The organism is Corallococcus sp. CA041A (assembly GCF_003612075.1).
Classification (GTDB): Bacteria; Myxococcota; Myxococcia; order Myxococcales; family Myxococcaceae; genus Corallococcus; species Corallococcus exiguus.
In genome coordinates this window covers 1-5,253 of record NZ_RAWF01000408.1, presented here as the reverse complement: position 1 = coordinate 5,253, position 5,253 = coordinate 1, and the positions used below count along the sequence as shown (strand labels likewise).

Genomic DNA, 5,253 nt, shown 5'->3' with positions numbered 1-5,253 from the left:
GGGGCGGGCAGGGGAACGAAGAGGCGGACCACGGCGGCTTCCTTGAAGGGGAGGGCGCCCGGAGGATAGCCCTCCATGCGTCCAGGGTTCGTCTTTCCGCAACCCGCGAGCGCCCGGCCGTGTCCCGTTCCTGCTATGGCGCGCCCCACGCCCATGGCCACCCTCGTCATCGAGTCCACCCGCTCCGGCTTCGTCGAATCCCTCCACACCGTGTCCGTCGCGGTGGTGAGCGCGGAGGGCACGCGCGTCGCGTACGCGGGCGACCCGGAGCGCGTCACCTTCTGGCGCTCGGCGGCGAAGCCCTTCCAGTCGTTGCCCATGGTCCAGGATGGCGCGGCGGATCGCTACGGCTTCGGCCCGCGCGAGCTGGCGCTCTCCTGCGCGTCCCACTCCAGCGAGCCCGTGCACCGCGCCCTCGCCATGCGGATGCTGAGCGCCTCAGGCTGCGAGGAGCGCCACCTCGCGTGCGGCCCGCACCCGTCGCTGTCGCCCGCGGTCGCCGAGGAGGCCCTCAAGGCGGGCATCGTGCTCACGCCCCGGTGGAACAACTGCTCCGGCAAGCACGCGGGGATGCTCGCGCTGGCGCGGCACCACGGCTGGGACGTCCAAGGCTACGCCAGCGAAGGACACCCGGTGCAGGAGCGCATCCAGGACGAAATCGCCAAGTGGACGGGCCTGCCGAGCGACGCGCTGGTGAAGGCCGTGGATGGCTGCCTCGCCGTCTGCTTCGGCCTGCCGCTCAGCGCCATGGCCACCGCGTGGGCCCGCTTCGGCGTCTCGGAAGCTCCCGCCGCGCGCCGCCTGCGGGAGGCCATGCTCGCGCACCCGGAGCTGGTCGCGGGCAAGGGCCGCGCGTGCACGGACCTGATGACGGCCTTCCAGGGTGAGGCTGTGGTGAAGATTGGCGCGGAGGGCGTCTACTGCGCCGCGCTGCCCAAGGCCCGCCTGGGCGTGGCCATCAAGGTGGAGGATGGCGATGCCCGCTGCGCCGCGCCCGCGCTCCTCGCGGTCCTGCGCCTCATCGCGGAGCAGCAGGGCCTGTCCCTGCCCATGACGGGCCTGGAGCACCACGCGGAGCCGCGCATCCTCAATACCCGGAACGAAGTCGTGGGCTCCCTGCGCGCGGCCGGAACACTCGCGTTCACCTGAGGCCCGCTGTAGCGCGGAAGGTCACACGCGCCGCGCTCCCCGTAACCTGCCCCGCTACAACCGCGCCCGTGCCCCTTGGAACTCCGAGGCCTCAGCGGCAGGCACGCGGACTGCAAAGCCTGCCAGTCACACGGCGGGACTCGCGAGGTCCTGACGCCAAGGGGGAAAGCCTCGCGAGTCCAGATGGGGTCGGGTAAGCGAACCAGGTTTCGCTGCCCGACCCCCTCTTGTTTCTAGCGCTTCAAGTCGATGCGCACCCACTCGCCCTGCTGCGCGCCCTCCAGCACGGTGCACCCCAGGTTGCGGTACGCGGCCTCCACGTCCGCGCGCTGATGCGCGAGCACGCCGGCCAGCACCAGCCGGTCCTTCGCCTTGGGCACGATGAGGGGCGCCAGCTCGATGAGCGTGTTGGCCAGGATGTTCGCGAGCACCAGGTCGAAGGTGCCGGACACCTCCGTCAGCTCGCGCCCGGAGATGTCCAGGTCGGGCGTCTGGTTGTCGGTGCAGTTCTCCTGGGCCAGTTCCACGGAGGTGGGGTCGTTGTCGGTGCCCACCACGTGGCCCGCGCCCAGCTTCTTCGCCGCGATGGCGAGCACGCCCGTGCCGGTGCCCACGTCCAGCACGCTCGCGCCCGGGTGCGTGGACATGAAGTCATCCACCGCCGCCAGGCACAGCGACGTGGTGGGGTGGTCCCCCGTGCCGAAGGCCATCTTCGGCTCGATGACGAGCTTCACCTTGTCCGCCGGCGCGTTCACCACGTCCCAGGGCGGGCCCACCCACAGGCGGCCCACCTGCACGGACTTGATGAGCGACTTCCACTCGTTGCTCCAGTCCTGCTGCGGCTGCTCGTCCAGGGACAGGCGCGCGGTGGGGTGGCTCTCCGCCACCGCGTCGCGGGCGTCCTCCGCGCTCTCGCGGTCCTCGAAGTAGGCGACGACGATGGACTCGCCCTTCGTGGGGGCGCGCACACCCGGCATGGTGGGCGTCTCCGTGTCGCGGACCTCCAGGCCCAGGGCTCCGGCCTCATGGAGCAGGTCCTGGAGGATTTCGGAGGACTCCTCCGCGATATCCACGGTGAGTGACAGGTAGGTCTGGGACATGGCGCCCCTTCTACCGCACCCGGTGCGGCGTGGAAGCGCCGTCGTCGTGACGCTTCCACGCTCGCGATGGGGTACCTACGGACCGACGACGGACATGGCCATGCGGTCGAAGTCGATGACCCGGCGGGCCACCTCCTGCACGTCCTCCGCCGTCACCTTCGCCACGTGCTCGGAGTAGTGCAGGAAGTTGTCCAGCCCGATGCCGTAGCAGGTGTCCAGCGCCAGCAGCGTCGCGCGGGCGCTGTTTCGCTGCAGGTCGATTTCATACGCCCCGATGATGTGCTGCTTGGCGCGCTCCAGCTCCGCGGCCGGAATCGGCTCGTCGCGGATCCGCTGCAATTCGCGGCGCATGCCCTCCACCGCCGCCTCCACCTTCTCCGGGCTCGTGCCCATGTAGACGGCGAAGTAGCCGGGGTCCAACCCGTCCATGGAGAAGCTGCTCACGCTGTAGGCCATGGAGCGCTTGTCGCGCAGCTCGATGAAGAGCCGCCCGCCCTGGCCGGACAGCACCGTGGACAGCACGTCCAGCACCACCCGCCACGGGTCGCCCAGCCGCGCCGCCTGGAAGCCCATCACCAGGTGCGTCTGCGCGCGCGCGAGCACCTTCTTCTCCGTGCGCGGAGCGGACGGAGGCGCTTCCGGCCGCACCTGCTTCGGGGCCAGCGCGCCGCCGCGCGACCTACCGAAGTACTCGTTCGCCAGCGCCCGCACCTGCTCCACGTCCACGTCGCCCACCACGCTGAGCGTCATCTGCGACGGGTCCATGTACGACCGGTGGTACGCGCGCAGCTGCTCGGGCCCCAGCGCCTCCACGGACGCCTTCTCGCCCAGCATGGACAGACGGTACGGGTGCTCCTGGTAGAGCGTGCGCGAGAACAGCTCGAACGCCAGGCCCGACGGCTTGTCCTCGCGGGTGAGGATGTCCTGCAGCAGCAGCGCGCGCTCCCGCGCCACCTCCTCCTCGCGGAAGGCGGGGTTCACGAGCACGTCCGCGAACAGCCGGAAGCCCTGCTCGAAGTAGCGCGACAGGAAGTCCGCCTTCACGCTCACGGAGTTGCGGCCGCCCTGGCCGGTGAGGTTGCCCGCGTACAGGTCCGTCAGGTGGGAGATGTCATCCGCGCTGAGCGTCGTGGTGCCCTTGGTGAGGGCGCGGCTGAGCAGCGTGGTGATGCCGTTGTCCTCGGGCGTCTCGTAGCGCACGCCGCCGATGAACGCCGCGCGCATGGAGAACAGCGGCACGTGCGGCTCCACGCGGATGATGAGCGTGGCGCCGGAGGGCAGCTTCTCCTGCACCACCTCCGAACGCGCGGACGCGATGGCGCTCCGGGCCGGACGCGGCGGGGCCTCCGGGGGAGGCTGCTTCGCGGCGCGCTCCGGGGGCGTGACGCCGGGGCTCTTCGCCGCTTCATCCAGCGCGGCGTGCACGAGCGCCTCCGTCAGCTCCGCGGCGGGAGGCACCAGCGCGGTGACGACGGCGTGCTCCAGCCGCAGGTACTTCTGGGCCACGCGGCGCAGGTCCTCCGGCTTCAGGTTGCGGATGTTCTCCAGGTAGCGGGCCTCCGACTCCAGGCCGCCCGGAGACGTCTGGTAAGAGCCCAGGTTGCGCGCGGTGCCCTGCACCGTCTCCTTGCGGTAGACGGACTCCGCCTCCACCACCGACTGGATGGTGCGCAGCTCGTCCTCGGGCACGACCGTGGTGCGCAGCGCCTCCAGCACGCGCGCCGTCTGCGTGAGCGCCTTCAGCGACTGCGCGGGCGGCAGCGTCAGCGACACGGAGAAGATGCCCGGGTCCTTGGGCGTGTACGCGGACGCGTGCACGTCGTTGACCAGGTGCTGGCGGCGCTTCACCTCGCGCACCAGCCACGACGAATTGCCCTGGCCGGCGAGCATCGCCAGCACGTCCAGCGCGGGCACGTCCGGGTGCTCCAGCTCCGGGATGGCGAAGGCCAGGTGCAGATAGGCCTCCTTCACGTCCTCCGTCTGGATGAGCACGCGGCGGCCCGTGGACGGCGGATCGCGAGGACGCTCCACCGGGCCCACGTAGGGCCGGCCCCAGTCACCGCCGAAGATCTCCTCCACCCACTGGCGCAGCTCCGCCTCGTTCAGGTCGCCCGCGACGGAGAGCACCAGGTTCCTGGGCGTGTAGTGCCGGTGGTAGAACTCCAGCACCTTCTCGCGGGTGAAGCTGCGCACGCTCTCCTCGGTGCCGATGACGGGCAGCCGGTAGGGGTGCGTCTGGAACGCGGCGGTGAACAGCCCGCGGGACGCGCGCCGCGACGGGGAGTCGTAGCTGCGCTTGATCTCCTCGCACACGACCTCGATTTCGCGCGCCAGTTCGTCCTTGTCGAACGCGGAGCGGCGCACCGCGTCCCCCAGGATGTCCAGGCCCGTGCGGGCGAACTGGCTGGCGATGACGATGTGGTAGACGGTCTGGTCGAAGGACGTCCAGGCGTTGATTTCGCCGCCGTGCGCCTCGATGTCCCGGGCGATTTCACCGGGCCCCCGGCGCTCCGTGCCCTTGAACAGCATGTGCTCGTGCAAGTGAGCGAGTCCGGCCTGGTCGGGCCTTTCGTCCGCGCTGCCGGCCTTGACCCAGACCTGGAAGGCCGCGACCTTGGCGGCGTGCTGCTCCTCGAAGACGACGGTGAGCCCGTTGGGCAGGGTGTAGCGGATGGCCATAGGAGTGGTCCGAAGCTGTCATCCCCTGCCGAGGAGAGGCAAGGCGAGGTGTGATGTTTGCTCCATTGGCTAACGTCCCGCCCCCTCCACGTCGAGCGGACCGTGCCGTCCGCCTCCCACCAGGCAGGCGAAGCGGCGCGGTGTCCATCGCGTAACTGGTGGAAACCCCCCGTGGCCGGTAAATTGGGCCGCGCACATGCCGTCTCCCCCGGACGAGGCGGATCCGCTCGCGGACCTGAAGGAATTGTTGGATGACGGCGACGCCCCGGTGGCGGCGCCCGCTCCGGCGCCCCCCAGGCCACTCGCGGTTCCCAGGCCTCCCCCC

3 protein-coding genes are annotated in these 5,253 nt (G+C 70.7%); 1 reads left to right on the top strand and 2 read right to left on the bottom strand.

The features are described from left to right. The first annotated feature begins 153 nt into the window (after window positions 1-153). Window positions 154-1,149 (top strand): asparaginase, encoded by a 996-nt coding sequence (locus tag D7V77_RS39845; protein WP_158624576.1) that lies wholly within the window; start codon window positions 154-156, stop codon window positions 1,147-1,149. Window positions 1,150-1,382: 233 nt separating this feature from the next. On the opposite strand, the gene D7V77_RS39840 is transcribed toward D7V77_RS39845, so the two are convergent. Both D7V77_RS39840 and D7V77_RS39835 read right to left on the bottom strand, forming a co-directional pair. Continuing rightward, window positions 1,383-2,249 carry a 50S ribosomal protein L11 methyltransferase gene (locus tag D7V77_RS39840; protein ID WP_120581421.1) on the bottom strand — a complete coding sequence of 289 codons (867 nt, stop codon included), beginning with the start codon at window positions 2,247-2,249 and terminating at the stop codon, window positions 1,383-1,385. A gap of 75 nt (window positions 2,250-2,324) precedes the next feature. Next, the gene (locus tag D7V77_RS39835) at window positions 2,325-4,928 is read right to left on the bottom strand and encodes a pitrilysin family protein (RefSeq protein ID WP_120581420.1); all 2,604 of its coding nucleotides are present in this window, start codon (window positions 4,926-4,928) and stop codon (window positions 2,325-2,327) included. Between the last annotated feature and the right edge of the window lie 325 nt (window positions 4,929-5,253).